Source organism: Nonomuraea mangrovi, assembly GCF_042681425.1.
GTDB classification, from domain to species: domain Bacteria; phylum Actinomycetota; class Actinomycetes; order Streptosporangiales; family Streptosporangiaceae; genus Nonomuraea; species Nonomuraea mangrovi.
The window spans coordinates 136,662-155,337 of sequence record NZ_JBHUFV010000050.1 but is presented as its reverse complement, the minus strand read 5'-3'; the positions used below and the strand labels follow the sequence as shown (position 1 = coordinate 155,337).

The window sequence follows — 18,676 nt, the reverse complement described above, 5'->3', positions numbered from 1 at the left end:
GAGACGGGGCTAGCGGGCGAGGCTTTCGCGTAGCGTGGCGGGCGCCTCCACCATCGAGGGCCCGTACCAGGTCAGCAACCGCCCGCTCACCAGCGCGCTCCTGCCGAAGCACTCGGGGCCGTCGTTCTCGTTGAAGGCGTACGGCTCGTCCGGCAACACCACCAGGTCCGCGTTCTTCGCGACGAGCTCGTCGAGGGGGATCTTGGGATAGCGCTCGGGATGGTCCCCGTAGAGGTTGTCGACGCCCAGCCGCCTCAGCACGTCGCCGGTGAAGGTGTCACGGCCGACCACCATCCACGGCCGCCGCCAGATCGGGATGATCGCGGTGCGCCTGGCCTCGGGCTCCGGCAGGTCCCACGCCTCCCGCGCACGCTCCAGCCAGGCGGGCTCGGGGCCGCGGCAGGCGTGCTCGAACATCCTGGCCAGCGAGGTGAACGCGGCGGCGACCGTCTCGATCCGCGTCACCCACACCGCGAGGCCCGCCCGCCTCAGCGCCTCGAGGTCGGGCTCCCTGTTCTCCTCGGCGTTGGCCAGCACCACGTCGGGCCTGAGCGCCACGATCCGCTCGATGTCGGGGTTCTTGGTGCCGCGCACCCTGACCACGTCGAGGTCTGCCGGATGGCTGCACCAGTCGGTGGCGCCGACCAGCTTGCCCGTGGCCGCCACCGACTCGGTGAGCGACGGCACGAGGGACACCACGCGGTCGACCGTCGAGGGCACCCGCACCTCGGCGCCCGTGTCATCGAAGGCCACGGCTTCTCCAACAGGCCTGGCGGCGGATCCTTCACGAGGGAGGACCCGCCGCGGGAGGGTTACGCCAGGGCCTTGAGCGCGCCCTCGTAGTCGGGCTCCTGGGTGATCTCGGGGACCAGCTCGGAGTAGACGACGTTGTTGTCGCCGTCGAGCACCACGACGGCGCGGGCGGCCAGACCGGCCAGCGGGCCCGACTCCTGGGCGACGCCGTACGCGGTCAGGAACTCCCTGCCGCGCATCAGCGACAGCGTCACCACGTTGTCGAGGCCCTCGGCGCCGCAGAAGCGGGACTGCGCGAACGGCAGGTCGGCCGAGACGCACAGCACGGCCACCTCGGGGTGCTGGGCTGCCAGCTCGTTGAAGCGGCGGACCGAGGCCGCGCAGGTCCCCGTGTCGATGCTGGGGAAGATGTTGAGCACCTTGGTCTTGTCGCCGAACGCGGCGAGCGTCACGTCGGACAGATCCTTGCCCACGAGGCTGAACGCGGGGGCCGCGTCGCCCGGCTGGGGGAAGGTGCCGCCGACCGTGATCGGGTTGCCCTTGAAGGTGACATCGGACATGAACGCCTCCCGGCGAAAAGGTGTCAAAAGCCAAGAGCTCGATCCTATGGCCTCGCCTTGCTCGCGGTTCCGGCGCACCAGGGACCATGGGACTCAGTACACTCGGCGAGTTCGACTGGCCCTCCACTGGAGTGACATGTGAGCAGTGGGCTCGTTGACGCCCCTTCTTCGCCTTTGCCCCCTCCAGGGCCGCCTCCGCGGGTGCGGAGGCGATGGCTGCGCTGGGTCGTCGCGGTGACGATGACAGTGGTGCTCGCCGTCGTCGGCGGGTTGATCGGCGTCTACGTGAAGCTGACCGGCAACGTGCAGCACATCGACGTGACCGGCGACCTGGGCGCCACCCGGCCGCCCAAGGCCGCCACCACCGCGCTCAACGTGCTGATCGTCGGCTCCGACCAGCGTGACGGCAAGAACGCCAGATACGGCCGCACCATCGAGGGTGAGCGCACCGACACGATCATGCTGGCCCACCTGTCGTCCAGGCGCGACGACGCCATGGTGATCAGCTTCCCCCGCGACTCCCTGGTGCAGTTGCCCGCGTGCCGCGCCAAGGGCACGCTGCCAGGCCAGCAGCCCCACATCGGCATGATCAACGAGTCGTTCAACTCCGGTGGCATTGGCTGCACGTGGAAGACGATCGAGTCGCTGACCGGCATCCGCATCGACCACTTCGTCAAGGTCGACTTCACCGGCTTCAAGAGCATGGTCGACGCCGTCGGCGGCGTCGAGGTGTGCCTGCCCGAACGCATCGACGACACGAAGGCGCTGCTCCACCTCGACGCGGGGCGGCAGTCCCTCAGCGGCGAACAGGCGCTCGGCTACGTCCGCGCCCGCTACAGCATGGGCGACGGCTCCGACATCGGGCGCATCCAGCGGCAGCAGATGTTCATCGCCTCCATGCTCAAGAAGGTCATGAGTGGGCAGACGCTCACCGATCCCGCCAGGCTCCTCGGCTTCCTCGACGCGGCCACCAAGGCCGTCACCACCGACCCGGGCCTGACCCCCGGCGTCATGAAGGACCTGGCCGAGAGCGCGCAGGGCATGACCGCAGGACAGATCCGCTTCATCACGACGCCGTGGCACTACTCCGTCACCAGCCCTGGGCGGGTGGAGTGGGTGCAGCCGCAGGCCAGGACGCTGTTCCAGATGGTGGCCAAGGACAGGAGCGTGGCGGGGATCAGGGGCGGGCAGGCGAAGATCCCCCGGTCGAGGATCAATGTGGAGGTGCGCAACGGCACCCTTCGCTCCGGTCTGGCAGGACAGGTGGCGGTGGGGCTCGAACAGCGCGGCTACCACATCACCAAGATCAGTGACGCGCCGCACAAGCCGTACCCGACGACCCTGCTCCTGTACTCGCCGAACGGGGAGACCCGCGTGCCCACGATCACCCGCGACCTGCTGTCCGGCACGCCGCGGCTCGTGGCGGGGGCGACCACGCCGCGGCTGGTGCTCACGATCGGCGACGACTGGAAAGGGCTGAAGCCCCTGCAGGCGGGGGACTCGGAGGCGCTGAAGGGGTTCGACGCCACCCACGACACGTGCGCGGCGTGACACCGGGGTCAGGACGGAGGCTGGAGCCTGCCGTCGGCCAGGCCCTCGTGGCCGAGCCTGATGAGGGTCTCGCCGAGCGCGGTCGCCTCGCGCAGGGCGTCCTCCATGCTGGCGAGCCGGCGGAAGGCGTCGCCGTAGGCGCGCTGCTCGGCCAGTGACAGCCTGGGCAGGCGGGTACGGCGCGCGTCGACCCTGCTGGAGCCCGCGGGCACCCGGGCACCTGCCGAGCGCAGGAACCCGGCCAGGAAATGGGGGTCCACCCGATGCTGGTCGACGCGGTAGAGAGTCAGCTGGGGGCCGAGGACGGCGCCGTCCTGGCTGACGACCCTGGCCGTGGCGTAGGTGGCCACGACGTCTCCCGGCTGGATCCTGACCAGGCCGGGCTCGGCGGTCGTGGCGCCCGACGGGGTGGTTCCGCGCTCCACGTCGTCGGCCGTCAGCACGGGCAGGTCGCCGCCGTCGGCCGCCATCCTCGGCGGGGCCTGCAGGATGGTGACCAGGCCCGCCTTGACCAGCTCGCCGATCGTGGTGGCGGGCTGGTCCAGCGGCTGGTCGAGGACCAGCAGGTCGGGCGCGTCGACGGAGGCGGCCAGGAAGCGTTCGCGCGCGTCGGCGAAGGCCCTGCCGAGGTCGGCCCCCGCGCGGGGGGCGTGGCGGGAGGGGCTGAGGTCGACCTCGTCGTCGAGCAGGTCGATGATGCGGACCTGGTGCGCGCCGTCCCGCAGGGCGGGCTCGACCCTGGCCAGGTCGCCCTCGGCGTCCACGATGACGATCTCGGAGGGCGGGCGCTCGCCGCTCTCGGGCCTGCGCAGCAGCCACAGGTCGGGGCCGCCCTGCCAGAGCGTCACCACGGCCCGCAGGGCGCCTGCGCGCAGCAGGTTGCCTCTGATGCGGCGGCCCGCCCTGCGGCTGGCGGCGGCGGCCGGCATGAGGATGGCGACCAGGCCGCCTGGCCTGACGTGGGTGAGGCAGTGCTGCACCCAGGCGAGCTCGGACTCGCCTCGCGGCGGCAGGCCGTGCTCCCAGCGGGGGTCTCCGGTGAGCTCGTCGTAGCCCCACGACCGCTCGTTGAACGGCGGGTCGCAGACCACCGCGTCGGCGCGAGGGCCGGGGAAGGCGTCGCGCCTGAGCGCGTCGCCGTGGACGATCTCGGCCTCGACACCGCGCAGTGCCAGCCTGGCGGCGGCGATGCGGGCGGAGCTGCCTTCGAGCTCCTGGCCGAGCGCCCTGGCACCGTCGGGTCCTGCCTTCGCCCGGCCAGAGGGCGACAGCGGCAGCAGGAGGGTGCCGACACCACAGGCGGGGTCGAGGACGATGCCGCCCCGGGGCGCGGCCAGCCGTACCATCAGGGCCGCGACGTCCTCGCGGGTGACGGAGAGTTTGCGGGAATGGGCCTCGAAGTAGCGGGCGCAGAGGAACTCGTAGGCGGCCAGCTCGCCGCGCTCGGCGGCCAGTTCGCGCAGCACAGTGACCAGACCCGCGTCGAGCCCGTGATCGCCGCCGTCGGGACTGGCGAGAAAGTCCCCAGCGGCGGCCACGAGCTCGCCAAGCTGAAGATCTCCCGAGGCTTTCAGGCGTTGCCACGCGCGATCTGCCAGCGAGACCTGGTAGGACTTCCCATAGCGACTCAGCCACGCCTCGACCTCGCGCAGCGCGAAAAGCGGCTGCGCGGCGGTTCCGTCGACGGGTTTGGGGAAGTCGTCGTGGCGGCGGCGCCAGTTGCTCACCGCGGCCCGCCCGACACCGGCGAGCCGAGCGATGTCGCCGGCGTTCACGGTCGGGTCGTGGCTCATGGAGGCCACATTAGTTCACAACACTCTTCAGCGCATCTGCTTGTGAAGTGTTTCAACCAATGATTTACTGCATACTATGACGCACAACATCCGCTATGCCGCCGGGTCGGACGTGGGCCGACGAAGGGAGCAGAACGAGGATTCGGGCTACGTGAGCGCCCGCATGCTGGCGATCGCGGACGGGATGGGCGGCCACGCGGCCGGCGAGCTGGCCAGCTCCGCCACGATCGCGGTGCTGCGCGAGCTCGACGCAAGCTTGCCAGAGGCAGGCGCCGATCTCGAAACCGCCCTGGAGGCGGCCGTTCTGGAGGCGGGGCGCAGGCTTGCCGAGCTGGTCGAGATCGACCCTGCTCGCAGGGGCATGGGCACCACGGTGACCGCCATGTTGTGGGACGGCACGAGGTTCGCTTTGGCTCATCTTGGCGATTCCAGGGCGTACCTGCTGCGCGACGGCGCGCTCTACCAGATCACCAAGGACCACACGCTGGTGCAGTCGATGGTGGACGAGGGTCGCATAACGGAGGACCAGGCGGCGGTGCACCCGCGCAGGTCGATGGTGTTGCGCGTGCTCGGCAGCGAGGGCAGGTCCGAGCCGGACATGTCGCTGCGCGAGGCGGAGGTCGGCGACCGCTACATGTTGTGCTCCGACGGGCTGACCGACGTTCTCGGCCCTGAGACCCTCCACGAGATCCTGACCTCGTACGGCGAGCCGGACGCCGCCGTGCGCAAGCTCATCGAGCTGGCCAACGAGGGCGGAGGGCCCGACAACGTGACCGTCATCGTGGCCGACGTCGTGCCGTCGGGGGAGGGCGGCACCTCGATGTACCGGGTGGGCGTCGGGTCATGAAAAGGTACGGCGGTTCTCAAGCAGCGTGAAAGCGCAGGAGCACACACTCTCAGCAAAGAGAGGGGAAACTCCATGAGGACCAGCCGTACCATCCTGATCGCCGCGACCGCGGGGCTCCTGACGGCGGCCCCCGCCACCATCGTCTCCGCCTCCACCGGCGCTCCGGCCGGTCCTGCCGTCTCGGCCGGCTCATGGGGTCCGCTGTTCGCCCAGGGCGACAAGGCCGTCACGCGCGGGACCCTCACCGTGGTCAGCCGGGACGAGAACACCATCCCCGTGACCGCCACGGTCCGGGTCAAGGGCAAGATCACCGACTTGACCAGCAGCAAGGGCTGCGGCTGGACGGTCTTCCGGATCTCCTACCTGAAGAGTGACGGCAGCGTGCCGTTCAAGCACCGCTCCTACCTCGACTGCTCCAAGGGCACGCCCAAGGAGTTCTCCTTCACCGACCACCGCGTCGTGCTGGTCGAGGTCAAGGTGTGCAACGAGGGCAAGGCCAAGGAGCCGTCGCTCAACTGCTACTACTCGGGAAGCTGGAAGAACCTCTACTCCTACCTGAAGTAGTAAGTCACAGCAGTCACAGAACGCATATTTCACCTCATATCTAGACACTTTCCGGATGTCCGGCACGCGATCACGATGGCGCTACTACAGTCCCTCGTTAGTCGCCGGTCTTCTGGGGAGGAGTCGTCCTGGACCCGATCGCTGAAGGACTGCTGAAGGCGGCGCGCCCCGAACTCGGATACCGGGAGAAGGGCGGCCAGCACACGAAGTTCGGCACGTGGTACGCGAACCTCGTCCAGGACCCCCAGTACCGCGACGCGCCATGGTGCGACATGTTCATCGCATGGGCGGCGCAGAAGGCGGGCGTACAGGACTTCGTCGGACAGTTCGCCTGGACACCCTCCCACGCGGCCTGGTTCATCCAGCGGGGCGCCTGGTCACAGACCCCCGAGCCCGGCGCCCTCGTCTTCTACGACTGGAAGGGCGGGAAGAGCTACAAGGGCATCGACCACGTCGGCATCGTCGAGAAGGTCGCCGGATCGAAGATCCACACGATCGAGGCGAACGTCGACAGGGTCTGGCTCAAGCGCAAGGTCCGCGACACCGACAAGGTCGTCGGGTACGGCCTGCCCCGCATGGTCAAGGAGCGTCCCACGCTGATCGAGGTACGCCCCTCGGACAAGCCGCTCCAGCCCTTCACCGTCCAGGCGGACGCGCCCGTGGCGCGGGCGGGAGACTCGCCGTTCGACCTGCTGGGCACACCCCAGGCGTTACTCGCGGCGATGGTGCTGACCACCGTGATCGTCTCGTTCAGGATGGCGGGACGCTCCCGCGGCTCCGGCAGACACCGCAGGGGACTCTTCCCGTGGATCACCTCGACCGCCACCTCCGGTGCGGGCGCGCGTCCGGCGGGCTCGCCCACGCCGGCTCGCGCCACTCCCCCAGCGCGCGGACCGGCTTCGAGCGCGACCTCCCCGGGCACCGCACCCCAGGTCCGCGCCACGTCCACGGCACGGGGGCCGGCTTCGGGTGCCGCCTCCTCGCCTTCTCCGGAAGCGCGCAGGTCGGGGAGCGAGAGCGCGGCGAGGGGTTCCGCGACCCGTACGGGCGGCCCGCCGACCCTCCGGCCCTCCGGCAACTCGCGCACCCGCGTGCCCGAGAGCGCCACGCCCCGCCCTCGCATGCCGGCCGACACCGCCACGCCCCGCAGCCGCGTGTCCGACAGCTCCACGCCCCGACCCCGGGTGCCGGCCGGTGATGCCGCGCCGCGTGCCAGGGCGCAGGCTCAGGCGGAGCGGGCTCGCGGGCCGTTGGAGCGTTCCGGCGAGCGTGCCCAGGCAGGCCGTACCTCGGGAAATCCGCATCCGGCCGCCCCGCAGACCTCCCCGGGTACGGGCAGGCGACGCAAGCCGTATGAGGCGACGACTGGGAAATAGTAGGACGTCCTAGTATCTTCGGAAGGGAGGCCCCTCACAAAGGAGTGATCAGGCGTGCACGCACCGGTCCATCCCGTCCGATTCGTGACCGCGGCGGCGCTGTTCGACGGCCACGATGCCGCGATCAACATCATGCGGCGGATTCTGCAGTCCCAAGGAGCCGAGGTCGTGCATCTCGGGCACAACAGATCCGTCGACGAGATCGTCACCGCCGCCATCCAGGAGGACGTCCAGGGCGTCGCGATCAGCTCCTACCAGGGCGGGCACGTCGAGTTCTTCAGCTACCTCGTCGAGTTGCTGCGCGAGCGGGGCGCCGGGCACGTCAGGGTGTACGGCGGAGGCGGCGGCGTGATCGTCCCCGAGGAGATCGAGCTGCTGCACTCCAGGGGCGTGGCGAGGATCTTCTCCCCCGAGGACGGGCAGCGGCTCGGCCTGCCCGGGATGATCAACAAGCTGATCGAGGAATGCGACGTCGAGCTCGGCGACCCGCCGTCGGTCGAGGCCGTCGCCTCGGGCGACAATGCGGCGCTGGCCAGGGCGATCACGCTGATCGAGTCGGGACGCGCGCCCGACGAACTCCTCGCGGGCCTGCGCGCGCTCGGCGGCGCGACCGCCGAGCCAGAGGAGACGGCGGTGCGCCGGGCGCCCGTCCTTGGTATCACCGGCACCGGCGGGTCGGGCAAGTCGTCGCTGACCGACGAACTCCTGCGCAGGATCCGGGTCGACAACGACGACAAGCTGCGCATCGCGGTCATCGCCATCGACCCCACCAGGCGGCGGGGCGGCGGCGCCCTCCTCGGCGACCGCATCAGGATGAACAGCCTCGGCGGCCAGACCTACTTCCGCTCCCTCGCCACGCGCGGCGCCTCCAGCGAGGTGCCCGCCTGCCTCGACGACGTGATCGCCACCTGCCGCGCGGCCGGGTACGACCTCGTCATCGTCGAGACGCCCGGCATCGGGCAGGGCGACGCGGGGATCGTCCCCCACGTGGACGTGCCGATCTACGTGATGACGCCGGAGTTCGGCGCGGCCTCCCAGCTGGAGAAGATCGACATGCTCGACTTCGCCGAGGCCGTCGTGATCAACAAGTACGAGCGCCGCGGGGCCGAGGACGCGCTGCGCGACGTGCGCAGGCAGATGGTGCGCAACAGGGCGGCCTTCGGGGTTTCGCCCGACGACATGCCGGTGTTCGGGACGATCGCGGCCCGCTACAACGACGCGGGTGTGACGGCGCTGTATCACCACCTGCGCGAGGTGCTCGGCGAGCGCGGCCTGCCATCCGGCCCTGGGCTGCTCCCCCTGGTGCAGGGGCGCACCTCCAAGACGGCGGCGGCGGTCGTGCCGCCCGCGAGGGTCCGCTATCTCGCTGAGATCGCCGAGACCGTCCGTGGCTATCACGCCGAGACCCTGACCCAGGTGGCGGTGGCACGGCGCCGCCAGCAGCTGATGGCCGTCCGGGCCCTCCTCGACGAGACCGCCGCCGCGGGCCCGGCGAGCGAGCCCACCACGACCGGCACCCCCACCATGACCGGCGAGCCGACCACGACCGGCACACCCGGCGCCGGGCCGGGCGCTGCGACGGACGCGCGGCTGGCGGAGCTGGCGGCGCGGGCCGAGCGCGAGCTGTCCGACGAGAGCAGGAGCCTGCTGGCCGAGTGGCCGGCGCTGAAGGAGCAGTACACCGCCGACGAGCTCGTCGTGCGGGTCCGCGACAGGGAGATCCATACCCCGCTGTGGCGCGAGACCCTGTCCGGCAACAGGATTCCGCGCGTCGCGCTCCCCCGCTACGACGACCACGGCGAGCTCCTGCGTTTCCTGCGCTCGGAGAACCTCCCCGGCCGTTTCCCGTTCACCGCGGGCGTGTTCCCCTTCAAGCGGGACGACGAGGACCCGACCAGGATGTTCGCCGGCGAAGGCGATCCGTTCAGGACGAACCGCCGATTCAAGCTGCTGTCCGAGGGACAGCCGGCGACGCGGCTGTCCACCGCGTTCGATTCGGTGACGCTGTACGGCAACGACCCCGACCTACGGCCCGACATCTACGGAAAAGTCGGGACTTCTGGCGTGTCGATCGCGACGCTCGACGACATGAAGGTGCTCTACGACGGCTTCGACCTGTCCGCACCGAACACCTCCGTCTCCATGACCATCAACGGCCCTGCCCCCACGATCCTGGCCTTCTTCCTCAACGCCGCCATCGACCAGGCCATCGAACGCTTCGAGTCGGCCGAGGGCCGCGCGCCGTCCGCGCAGGAGGCGGCCCAGCTGCGCGCGAAGACGCTCGCCACCGTGCGGGGCACCGTACAGGCCGACATTCTCAAAGAGGACCAGGGGCAGAACACCTGCATCTTCTCCACGGAGTTCTCCCTGCGGATGATGGCCGACATCCAGGAATGGTTCATCCGCAACCAGGTGCGCAACTTCTACTCGGTGTCCATCTCCGGCTACCACATCGCCGAGGCGGGCGCGAACCCCATCAGCCAGCTCGCCTTCACCCTCGCCAACGGCTTCACCTACGTCGAGGCCTACCTCGCCCGCGGCATGAACATCGACGACTTCGCGCCCAACCTGTCGTTCTTCTTCTCCAACGGCATGGACCCGGAGTACTCGGTGCTGGGCCGCGTCGCCCGCCGCATCTGGGCCGTCTCCATGAGGGAGCGGTACGGCGCGGCCGAGCGCTCGCAGAAGCTGAAGTACCACATCCAGACCTCGGGCCGGTCGCTGCACGCCCAGGAAATGGACTTCAACGACATCCGCACCACCCTGCAGGCGCTCATCGCGATCTACGACAACTGCAACAGCCTGCACACCAACGCCTTCGACGAGGCCGTCACCACCCCCTCGGCCGAGTCCGTACGGCGGGCCATGGCGATCCAGCTCATCATCAACCGCGAATGGGGCCTGGCCAGGAACGAGAACCCGCTCCAGGGCTCGTTCATCATCGACGAGCTGACCGACCTGGTCGAGGAGGCGGTGCTCAGCGAGTTCGAGCGGCTGTCGGACAGGGGCGGCGTGCTCGGCGCGATGGAGACCGGCTACCAGCGCGGCAAGATCCAGGACGAATCGATGCTCTACGAGACCCGCAAGCACGACGGGTCGCTGCCGATCATCGGGGTGAACACCTTCCGCAACCCGCGCGGCGAGGTGGAGCACGGGCCGCTCGAGCTGGCCCGCGGGACGGAGGAGGAGAAGCGTTCCCAGCTGGACCGGCTGCACGGCTTCCACGCCAGGAACCGCTCGGAGTCGGCGGCGGCGCTGCGGCGGCTGCGGGAGGTCGCCATGTCGGAGGAGAACGCGTTCGAGGTGCTGATGGACGCGGCCCGCGTGTGCTCGCTCGGCCAGATCACCGAAGCGCTCTTCGAGGCGGGCGGCCAGTACCGCCGCAACGTCTGACCGGGCCCTCCACCGCCACGAACCCCGGGGCGAGAGCTTGAGGCCTGCGCGGTCACGCGCGAGGTGCTGAGCACGTCCGGGCTGGTGCCGGGTGGGCGATCGTCGCCTACCCGGTGTCCCGGGCCGCGCGGGGTCAGGGTGCCGGAGCCGCCTCTGGGGTGGCGGCGCCGGGGTTGTCGCGCACCACGTCCAGATACTCGGCGATGGCGTCCCTGTTGCGGGTCAGGCACCTGATCCGCTCGGTCATGCGGTCGCGTTCGTGTTCGAGCGTGGCGAGCATCTCCGGGGTCGCGTCGGAGAAGTGGATGATCCGGGGCTTGTCGAGGCACGGGAGGATCTGCTTGATGAGCCGGGTCGGCAATCCCGCGTCGAGCAGCCCCCTGATCTGCATGACCCGGTCCACCAGGCTCTCGTCGTAGGCGCGATAGCCGTTCTGGCAGCGGCTGGGGTTGATCAGGCCCTGCTCCTCGTAGTAGCGCAGCAGACGGCGCGGCGTGCCGGTGCGGTCCGACAGTTCTCCGATACGCATGTGCTCCACCTCACACCAGGACACGTTGACCCTCACATGTATGTGATGGTTTGAGCATACGAGGCATGAGTAAAGACACCACAGATGCACCTGCCGATTCCCGCACCGGGATCGAGGATCAGCGACTCCCCCTGCCTGCGCTGCTGGCCTTGGCCACGGCCGTCTTCATCACCAGCCTGACCGAGACGCTCCCGGCGGGCGTGCTGCCCGCGATGAGCGCCGACCTCGGCGTGGGTGAGTCCGCGATGGGACAGTCGGTCACGATCTACGCGATCGGGACCGCTTTGACGGCACTCCCCCTGACCGCGGCCACGGCGGGGTGGCGGCGCAAGCGGCTGCTGCTGACGGCGATGGCGGCCTTCGCCGTCGCCAACACCGTCACGGCGGTCTCGGCGAGCTTTCCGCTGACCATGGTGGCCCGGTTCGTCGCCGGGGTGGCCGCGGGCCTGGCCTGGGCGCTGCTGGCCGGGTACGCCCGTCGTATGGCGCCTGTCCACCTGCAGGGCAAGGCCATCGCGATCGTGATGACCGGCATTCCGATCGCGCTGTCGCTGGGGGTGCCCGCGGGAACCTTCCTGGGCAAGGCGCTCGGCTGGCAGGTGTCGTTCCTGATCATGACCGGGCTCACTCTCCTGGTGATCGCATGGATCGTCGCGACGGTCCCGGACCACCCCGGCCGGCAGCGGCAGGGCGGGACACCGATGCTGCGGGCCCTCCGCGTTCCCGGCGTGGCACCGGTCCTGTTCGTCACCCTGGTCTTCGTGCTGGCGCACACGATCCTCTACACCTACATCGCCCCCTTCCTCGACCGGCTCGGCATGGGCGGCTCCACCGACCTCGTGCTGCTGGCGTTCGGCGCCGCCTCGCTGGTGAGCATCTGGTACGTGGGCGCCCACATCCACCGCCGGCTGCGCGCCCTCACCATCGCCGGCACCCTCCTGGTCGCCGCCGCGGCCGCCATCCTGGCGCTGACCACCGGCAACCCCGCCCTGGTGTACGGCGCGGCGGCCCTGTGGGGCCTCGGGTGGGGCGGCGTCCCCACGCTGCTGCAGACCGCCGTGGGCGACGCGGGCGGCGAGTCGGCCGACGCCGCCCAGGCCATGCTCGTCACGCTGTGGAACGTGGCCATGGCCGGCGGCGGCGTCGTCGGCGGGATCCTGCTCGGCCTGCTCGGCTCGGCCTCCTTCCCATGGAGCGTGCTCGCGCTCCTGGCCCCGGTGCTCGCCGTCGTGCTCGCCGCACGCGCGCACGGCTTCCCCGCCGTTCGCGCGACCTCGTGAACACCCGCACAGGCATGGCGTCGAACCTGGCCGACGAGGTCCAGCAGCGTGTCGGGCATCTCCCGACGATCGGGCCAGCGAAACGCGGGAACGCTCGCGCGCGGTGACGCGAACCCGTGGAGCGCCGCCCACAGCGCGATGGCGGCGTTCCGTGGCGACCGGCCGGTCACCGAGGTCCATGCGTTCCGGCCTCCCCGGGGGACGGGCCTCGCATCGAAGCGCGTCCAGAAAGGGGCGTGCGCCTTCGCGGTAAGCGATCAAGATCCACCGGGTTGCTGTAGATTCCCCGGAGGGTCTCGTGCTGGCTTGTCCCGAGGGGAGCAGGGAGGGGCGGATGGTCATCGGTGACCGCTATGAGCTCGACGACCTGCCCCTGGGCCGGGGTGGCATGGGTGCCGTCTACCGGGGCCACGACCGGCACCTGGATCGGCGGGTGGCCGTCAAGCTGCTGTACCCGCTGCCCGGCAAGGACGCCGACGAGGAGCTGGAGCGGCGTTTCATCAGGGAGGCGCGCATCCTGGCCCGCCTGGAGCATCCCGGCGCTCCGGTCCTGTACGACTTCGGCACGCACGAGCAGCGGCTGTTCCAGGTGATGCAGTTCATCGACGGGGTCACGGTCGCCGACCTGCTGAGCGAGCACGGCCCGCTGCCGGTGCCGTGGGCGGTGGCGATCACGGCGCAGGCATGCGCGGTGTTGTCGGCGGCGCACGCGCTGGAGATCTGCCATCGGGATCTGAAGCCGACCAACCTCATGCTCTGCCCTGACGGCAGCATCAAGGTGCTGGACTTCGGGCTCGCGATGTTGCGGGAGTCGAACGGCACGCAGTTCACGAGGATCGGCCAGATTCTCGGCACTCCGGCCTACATGGCACCGGAGCAGATCCAGCGGGGTGTCGCCGAGCCGCGCAGCGATCTCTACTCGCTCGGGTGCGTGCTGCACGAGATGCTGACGGGGCGGCAGTTGTTCACGGGGCCGACAGAGTACGTGGTGTTCGAGAAGCAGGTGAAGGAACGGCCGCCTTCGGTCCCTGGGCTGCCCGCCGCGCTCGGGAAGGTGCTGTCCGACCTGCTGGAGAAGGCGGTGGAGGCGCGTCCAGGCGACGCGAATCTGCTGTACGAACGGCTGCAGCCGTTCGCGGTCGACCTGCCGATGCTGCCGGGGTTCCTGACCCCTCCGTCGGCGCCGAGTCCCGGCAGGATGTACGCCAAGGTGCTCGGCCGCGTTCTCGGCTGAGAGAACGCTCTCCCGTGCAGGTAACACTCTGGAAACGGCCCATCACTTTGGGAGCGCTCCCATTGCGCGTGAATCCATCCCGCTAGCTGCGAAAACAGCTCCAATCTGGAGAGAGCGCTCTCTCGCAGGGCGGCGAAACGCTCCGTTGACACGGTCCCGGCCTGGCCCCAACCTTCTCAGAGAGCGCTCTCTCAACGACTCAACCCCACACCGCCCTCAGGGAGGGTTCCATGGCCATGCCGTACTCCCAGGCCCGCCGCTTCGGGCGGCTCGCCGTACCGGTGCTCACCGCTTCCGCGCTCGCCCTCGCTCTCGCCGCCTGTGGCGGCGGCTCGCAGCAGCCCGCCGCCACGGGCGGCGGCGACGAGAAGGTGACGCTCAGCGTCGCCCTCTTCGGCGACTTCGGCTTCAAGCCGCTGTACGCGGAGTTCAAGAAGACGCATCCCAACGTGGAGATCGTCGAGCGGGTGACGCAGTTCAACGACCACCACAACAACCTGGTCAAGCGGCTGGCCACGAACGCGGGCGCGGCCGACGTCGAGGCGGTGGAGGTGGGCTACATCAGCTCCTTCACCTCGCAGCCCGACAAGTTCCACGACCTCAAGCAGTACGGCCTGGACAAGCGGCAGGGCGACTACCTGGACTGGAAGTGGCAGCAGGGCCTGTCGAAGGACGGCACCAAGCTGCTCGGCCTCGGCACCGACGTCGGCGGCCTGGCCATGTGCTACCGCAAGGACCTGTTCGAGAAGGCGGGGCTGCCGACCGACCGGGAGAAGGTCGCCGAGCTCTGGCCGACGTGGGAGCAGTACATCGAGACCGGCAAGAAGTTCGCGGAAAGCGTCAAGGACGCCAAGTTCGTCGACTCCCCCGGCGAGATCTTCCGCGCGATCGTCAACCAGGCGCCCGTCGGCCTCTACGACGCGCAGGACCAGATCGTCGTCGCGTCCAACCCCGAGGTGAAGAAGGCCTGGGACCTGTCCAACCAGATCACCCAGAACGACCTGAGCGCCAAACTTGCCGCCTTCTCCCCGCCGTGGAACACCGGATTCGCCAAGGGCTCGTTCGCCACGATCATCTGCCCCGCCTGGATGACCGGTTACATCCAGGAGCAGGCCAAGGACGCGACGGGCAAGTGGGACATCGCGAAGGTTCCCGGCGGCTCGGGCAACAGCGGCGGCTCCCACCTGCTGCTCCCCAAGCAGGGCAAGCACCCCAAGGAGGCGGCCGAGCTGATCGACTTCCTCACCTCGAAGGACAACCAGGCCCGCGTGTTCAAGGAGGAGGGCACCTTCCCCTCGATCCCCGCGCTCTACGACGACCCCTCGATCCAGAGCTTCACCAAGCCGTTCTTCGGTGACGCGCCGATCGGCAAGATCTACTCCGACGCGGCGCGCAACCTCAAGCCCCAGCACCTCGGCCCCAAGGAGGGCGACGTGCGCGTGGCCATCGGCGACGGGCTCGGCAGGGTCGAGCAGGGCAAGCAGACGCCGGACGAGGCGTGGGCGCAGGTCGTCGCGGACGTCCAGAAGATCAAGTAGCAGCCGGTACGGCGGGGCGGCGCGCGCCCCGCCGTACCGCATCGAACCAGAGGACTTCCGCATGGCCACCCTGCCAGCCGCGGCGGCGCCCAGGAGGCACCGCCGTCTCGTCAGGCACACGCTCGACCTCAAGCTCTCGCCCTACGCCTACGTGGCCCCGTTCTTCCTGCTGTTCTGCGCGTTCGGCGTCTTCCCGCTGATCTTCACCGCGTGGGTGAGCCTGCACGAGTGGACTCTCACCTCCGACGTGCACACCTTCATCGGCGTGGAGAACTTCGGCACGCTGCTCGCCGACGGCTACTTCTGGAACGCCACGTTCAACACCTTCTCCATCGGGGTCGTCTCGACCGTGCCGCAGCTCGTGCTGGCCATCTGGCTGGCACACCTGCTCAACCGCCCGCTGCGGGCTCAGACGTTCTTCCGCATCACGCTGCTGGTGCCGAACGTGACGAGCGTGGTCGCGGTCGTGGTGATCTTCAGCCAGCTCTTCGGGCGCGACTACGGGCTGGTCAACTGGATGCTGTCGTGGTTCGGGATCGACGGCGTCGCGTGGGCGGAGGGCACCGCCACCTCACACGTGGCCATCTCCGCGATGATCATGTGGAGGTGGACGGGCTACAACGCGCTGATCTTCCTGGCCGCCATGCAGGCCGTGCCCAGGGAGCTGTACGAGGCGGCGACGATCGACGGCGCGTCGCACCTGACCCAGCTCAAGAAGATCACCATCCCGATGATCAGACCCACGATCATCTTCGTGGTCACGGTCTCGACGATCGGCGCGATGCAGATCCTCGCCGAGCCCCTGCTGTTCGGGGCGGGAAGCGGGGCGGGCGGCATCACCAGCGGCGGCCCCGACCACCAGTTCCAGACGCTCGCGCTCTACGTCTACGACCTGGGCTTCAACAAGTTCGACTTCGGCTACGCCTCGGCGGCCTCGTGGGTGATGTTCCTGTTCGTGGTGGTCGCGGCGGGCGTCAACTACCTGCTGACCCGCCGGATCGGAGGGGCTTTCAAGTGAGACGACGCCTCACCTACCTGACGCTGCTGGCGGTGGCGTTCTTCTCGGTCTTCCCGCTGTACTACAGCGTGGTCGTGGCCTCGCGGCACAACTCGGCGCTGGCCGAGGCGCCGCCGCCGCTGGTACCCGGAGGCAATTTCTTCGCCAACGTGGCACGCGTCTTCGACACGGTGCCCTTCGCCATGGCGCTGCTCAACTCCTTCCTGGTGGCGGGGTCGATCGCGGTCGCGGTGATGTTCTTCTCGACGCTGGCCGGGTTCGCCTTCGCCAAGCTGAGCTTCAGGGGCAAGAACATCCTGCTGCTGATCACGGTGGCGACCATGATGGTCCCCACCCAGCTCGGCATCATCCCGCTCTACATGCTCATGGTGAAGATCGAGTGGACCGGCTCGATGTACGCGCTGGTGGTGCCCGCGCTGGTGAACGCCTTCGGGGTGTTCTTCATGACGCAGTACCTGTCCCGCGCGCTGCCCACCGAGCTGCTGGAGGCGGGCAGGGTCGACGGCGCCACCACGTGGGGCCTGTTCTGGCACGTCGTCCTGCCCGCCGCACGACCGGCCGCGGCGGTGCTCGGGATGCTGACGTTCATGACCGCGTGGAACGACTACTTCTGGCCGCTGGTGGTGCTGACGCCGGAGAACCCGACGGTGCAGGTGGCGCTCTCGACGCTGGCCAGCGGCTACGTCAACGACTACGTCCTCGGACTGTCGGGGACAGCGGTGGGAACCCTGCCGCTGATCCTCGTCTTCATCCTGCTCGGCAAACAGATCATCGGAGGAATCATGCAAGGAGCGGTCAAGGGATGACGATCACGACCATGGAGACGCGGGGGACCGTGGTCTTCCCTGAGAACTTCGTCTGGGGCGCGGCGACCGCGTCCTACCAGATCGAGGGGGCCGCGAAGGAGGACGGCCGGGGCCCTTCGATCTGGGACACCTTCTCCGCCACGCCGGGGAAGGTGCGCGACGGCGACACCGGCGAGGTCGCCTGCGACCACTACCACCGCTACCGCGACGACGTGGCCCTGATGAAGGAGCTGAGCCTCAACGCCTACCGGTTCTCCGTCGCCTGGCCCAGGATCCAGGCCACGGGCACGGGGCCCGCCAGCCCCGCGGGGCTCGGCTTCTACGACAGGCTCGTCGACACGCTGCTCGAGGCGGGCATCACGCCCTACGTCACGCTCTATCACTGGGATCTGCCGCAGGCGCTCGAGGACCTCGGCGGCTGGACCTCCCGCGAGACGGCCTACCACTTCGCCGAGTATGCCGCGATCATGTACGGCCGGCTCGGTGACAGGGTGAGCCACTGGACCACGCTCAACGAGCCGTGGGTCTCGGCCTTCCTCGGCTACGGCAGCGGCGTGCACGCGCCGGGCCGTACCTCTCCGCACGACGCGCTCAAGGCCGCGCACCACCTGCTGCTCGGCCACGGGCTCGCGGCGCGGACGCTGCGCTCGGCCGGCGCCGAGGAGATCATGCTGGTGGTCAACTCGGCACCCGTGCTGACGCCCGCCCAGGTGAACGACCCGGACGCGGCGGTTTCGGAGGCCGACGCGGCGGCCGTCCACCGCATCCACACGCTGCTCACCAGGCAGTTCCTGGACCCGGCCCTGTTCGGCTCCTACCCCGAGGAGGTGCTGGCCGCCGCAGGGCGCAACGGCGGCACCGCGCACATCCTCGACGGCGACCTGGAGATCATCAACGCGCCGATCGACCTGGTGGGGATCAACTACTACAACCCCTGCGTGGTGGAGGACGGGCCCGGCCTCGGCGCCGACCCGGCATGGCCAGGCTCGGAGGGCGTGCGCTTCGCCCCGGCCGACGCCCCCGTCACCGCGATGGGCTGGCCGATCGTGCCCAGCGGCCTGTCCCGCCTCCTGGTACGGCTCTCGCAGGACTACCCGCAGGTCGGCCTCATGGTCACCGAGAACGGCGCGGCCTTCGACGATGTGGTCGAGGACGGCAGGGTGCACGACGGCGGCAGGCTCGCCTACCTCGAAGGACACCTGCGCGCGGCGCACGAGGCCATCGCGGCGGGCGCCGACCTGCGCGGCTACCTGGTGTGGTCGCTGCTGGACAACTTCGAGTGGGCCGAGGGCTACAGCCACAGGTTCGGCGTCGTCCACGTCGACTACACCACCCAGGTCCGCACCCCCAAGGACAGCGCCCTCTGGTACCGGGACGTGATCGGCAACAACGGGTTTTCCTGGTCCCCCAACAAACCGTAATACCACCGATATT

Annotated in this window: 15 protein-coding genes; 11 read left to right on the top strand and 4 right to left on the bottom strand. The window is 69.5% G+C overall.

Annotated elements, in window-relative coordinates; translation table 11 throughout:
- Nucleotides 1-9: 9 nt before the first annotated feature.
- Nucleotides 10-753: a helical backbone metal receptor gene (locus ACFSKW_RS33365; RefSeq protein ID WP_379576590.1), complete on the bottom strand. Its 744-nt coding sequence runs from the start codon at nucleotides 751-753 to the stop codon at nucleotides 10-12.
- A gap of 59 nt (nucleotides 754-812) precedes the next feature.
- Nucleotides 813-1,313 (bottom strand): thiol peroxidase, encoded by a 501-nt coding sequence (tpx, locus tag ACFSKW_RS33360; RefSeq protein WP_379576588.1) that lies wholly within the window; start codon nucleotides 1,311-1,313, stop codon nucleotides 813-815.
- Between the two features lie 201 nt (nucleotides 1,314-1,514).
- Between tpx and ACFSKW_RS33355 the strand changes: the two genes are divergently transcribed.
- Nucleotides 1,515-2,864 carry an LCP family protein gene (locus tag ACFSKW_RS33355; RefSeq protein ID WP_379576586.1) on the top strand — a complete coding sequence of 450 codons (1,350 nt, stop codon included), beginning with the start codon at nucleotides 1,515-1,517 and terminating at the stop codon, nucleotides 2,862-2,864.
- An 8-nt stretch (nucleotides 2,865-2,872) separates the two neighbouring features.
- Here the strand turns inward: ACFSKW_RS33355 and ACFSKW_RS33350 are convergent, their stop codons facing one another.
- Entirely contained in the window at nucleotides 2,873-4,657 is a 1,785-nt protein-coding gene (locus ACFSKW_RS33350) for a class I SAM-dependent DNA methyltransferase (RefSeq protein ID WP_379576584.1), read from the bottom strand.
- A gap of 76 nt (nucleotides 4,658-4,733) precedes the next feature.
- Here ACFSKW_RS33350 and ACFSKW_RS33345 point away from each other — a divergent pair, with 76 nt between their 5' ends.
- The 4 genes from ACFSKW_RS33345 (at nucleotide 4,734) to ACFSKW_RS33330 (ending at nucleotide 10,837) form a co-directional block, all read left to right on the top strand.
- Nucleotides 4,734-5,504 (top strand): PP2C family protein-serine/threonine phosphatase, encoded by a 771-nt coding sequence (locus ACFSKW_RS33345; protein WP_379576582.1) that lies wholly within the window; start codon nucleotides 4,734-4,736, stop codon nucleotides 5,502-5,504.
- Nucleotides 5,505-5,576: 72 nt separating this feature from the next.
- The gene (locus tag ACFSKW_RS33340) at nucleotides 5,577-6,068 is read left to right on the top strand and encodes a hypothetical protein (protein ID WP_379576580.1); all 492 of its coding nucleotides are present in this window, start codon (nucleotides 5,577-5,579) and stop codon (nucleotides 6,066-6,068) included.
- A 128-nt stretch (nucleotides 6,069-6,196) separates the two neighbouring features.
- Nucleotides 6,197-7,444 carry a CHAP domain-containing protein gene (locus tag ACFSKW_RS33335; protein WP_379576913.1) on the top strand — a complete coding sequence of 416 codons (1,248 nt, stop codon included), beginning with the start codon at nucleotides 6,197-6,199 and terminating at the stop codon, nucleotides 7,442-7,444.
- Nucleotides 7,445-7,498: 54 nt separating this feature from the next.
- A complete protein-coding gene (locus tag ACFSKW_RS33330) occupies nucleotides 7,499-10,837 on the top strand; it encodes a methylmalonyl-CoA mutase family protein (RefSeq protein WP_379576578.1) in 3,339 nt (1,112 codons plus the stop codon).
- 133 nt (nucleotides 10,838-10,970) lie between these two features.
- Here the strand turns inward: ACFSKW_RS33330 and ACFSKW_RS33325 are convergent, their stop codons facing one another.
- Nucleotides 10,971-11,366 (bottom strand): MerR family transcriptional regulator, encoded by a 396-nt coding sequence (locus ACFSKW_RS33325; protein WP_379576576.1) that lies wholly within the window; start codon nucleotides 11,364-11,366, stop codon nucleotides 10,971-10,973.
- A gap of 65 nt (nucleotides 11,367-11,431) precedes the next feature.
- Between ACFSKW_RS33325 and ACFSKW_RS33320 the strand changes: the two genes are divergently transcribed.
- From ACFSKW_RS33320 to ACFSKW_RS33295, 6 genes are all read left to right on the top strand, one after another.
- Complete coding sequence (locus tag ACFSKW_RS33320; protein WP_379576574.1) at nucleotides 11,432-12,646, top strand: MFS transporter; 1,215 nt, start codon at nucleotides 11,432-11,434, stop codon at nucleotides 12,644-12,646.
- A gap of 334 nt (nucleotides 12,647-12,980) precedes the next feature.
- Nucleotides 12,981-13,880: a serine/threonine-protein kinase gene (locus tag ACFSKW_RS33315; RefSeq protein WP_379576572.1), complete on the top strand. Its 900-nt coding sequence runs from the start codon at nucleotides 12,981-12,983 to the stop codon at nucleotides 13,878-13,880.
- Nucleotides 13,881-14,110: 230 nt separating this feature from the next.
- Nucleotides 14,111-15,418 carry an ABC transporter substrate-binding protein gene (locus ACFSKW_RS33310; RefSeq protein ID WP_379576570.1) on the top strand — a complete coding sequence of 436 codons (1,308 nt, stop codon included), beginning with the start codon at nucleotides 14,111-14,113 and terminating at the stop codon, nucleotides 15,416-15,418.
- Between the two features lie 61 nt (nucleotides 15,419-15,479).
- On the top strand, nucleotides 15,480-16,436 hold the full coding sequence (locus ACFSKW_RS33305) for a carbohydrate ABC transporter permease (RefSeq protein ID WP_379576567.1): 957 nt from the start codon (nucleotides 15,480-15,482) through the stop codon (nucleotides 16,434-16,436).
- Complete coding sequence (locus tag ACFSKW_RS33300; protein ID WP_379576565.1) at nucleotides 16,433-17,242, top strand: carbohydrate ABC transporter permease; 810 nt, start codon at nucleotides 16,433-16,435, stop codon at nucleotides 17,240-17,242. Before ACFSKW_RS33305 ends, ACFSKW_RS33300 begins: the two co-directional genes overlap by 4 nt.
- Complete coding sequence (locus tag ACFSKW_RS33295; RefSeq protein WP_379576563.1) at nucleotides 17,239-18,663, top strand: GH1 family beta-glucosidase; 1,425 nt, start codon at nucleotides 17,239-17,241, stop codon at nucleotides 18,661-18,663. The genes ACFSKW_RS33300 and ACFSKW_RS33295 overlap by 4 nt, the downstream gene beginning before the upstream one ends.
- Nucleotides 18,664-18,676: the final 13 nt, after the last annotated feature.